The 1307-nt window shown below is 29.8% G+C and carries 1 protein-coding gene; it reads right to left on the reverse strand.

Features of this window, described 5'->3' with window-relative positions:
- Window positions 1–1283: hypothetical protein (locus tag I1A51_RS17605; RefSeq protein ID WP_196896247.1), on the reverse strand; the 1283-nt coding region annotated here is incomplete at its 3' end.
- Window positions 1284–1307: the final 24 nt, after the last annotated feature.

Raw genomic sequence — 1307 nt, forward strand, 5'->3', positions numbered from 1 at the left:
GTTTTCCCTGTAGAATTAGTCATTTGTATTCTAAGTTCAATTGGAGCATAATCATCTGTTTCTACTACTTTTAAATTTAAACTCAATGGCTCGTATTCTATTGAAACTTTATTAGATAGACCTTCAATTAAAGTTGTAGTTTCATGTATTACCTCAACTTTCCCATTATCAGTTATATTTTCATATGCAATATCATAACAAACATCTTCATCATGTATAGTTCCTAAATTTACATAAGGTTCCATAGAAATTATATAATTCTGATTTAAACCAATTGTATCTTCTAACATATAAAATCTAGTAAAACCTGTAAGCTCACTCCTTTTCACTAAATTATCAATTGTTTCTATTCTAAATGGTTCTTCACATCTAAAATCTAAAACTTCTTCACATTCTTCTAAACTATATTCTAAATCTAAACTTTGTGCAGGTGGAACTTTAATACTTCTTCTTCCTGTATGAGCTTGTGTATCTACAACATTATTCTCTGCTTGATCTTTAAATCCAAAATGTTGTTTATAATCTTCTGCCTCATTTACTTTTTCTAAAACTTCATAATCTTCAAAACCATCAAACGCAATTTCTTTATAAGCAGCATTTGCTGCAACCGCTGCTGGTAATGTATGATTATTTCCAAAAATCGCTGAAGAATATCTTCCTAAAGCATCCTTATTCTCTAATTCTGCTCCAAAAGGACTCATCTTAGAAATCTCACTTGCAAATGTCCATTTTCTTCCATCTGGATTTGTTCCATTAATTAAAGATGTTTCTTTTTTCCATTTGTATTTTCCTCCTTCTAAATACATCTGATATAATGGCTCAAATGATGTTAAATATCCACTATTTCTTATCAATGAATTATCATCCTGTGTTCTTCCTGTTAAATAAGTATACGATCTTTTTGCTCGCCATTCTCCTTCCATATTGTAAATAAATGGATTAAATCCAACTCCTAAAATTGGTTCTGGATCTTGACTACAATAAGGTGTTGTAATCTCACTTGGTACAAATGGTATTTGACTATCATTTGGCAAATCCCATTCTGATTGGTATTCAATCGCTGCTCCATTCAATACTTTATGATTTCCTGCATTTGCTACTGAATATTCAAAAATATCTGGAGTTAATTGTGTTTTTCCTTCAATCGGATTAATCAATGAAGTAACTGAAGCCATTGATGAACTTTGCATATTTCTATATCCAGATCTTAAAATTTTAAATTTAATTTTGGTATAAAAAGCATCATTTTTACACCAGTTTAAAACTTCTCCATCTTTATCCATCAAATAAACTCGATTTTGACCATT

Source organism: Aureivirga marina, from assembly GCF_015767265.1.
GTDB lineage: Bacteria > Bacteroidota > Bacteroidia > Flavobacteriales > Flavobacteriaceae > Aureivirga > Aureivirga marina.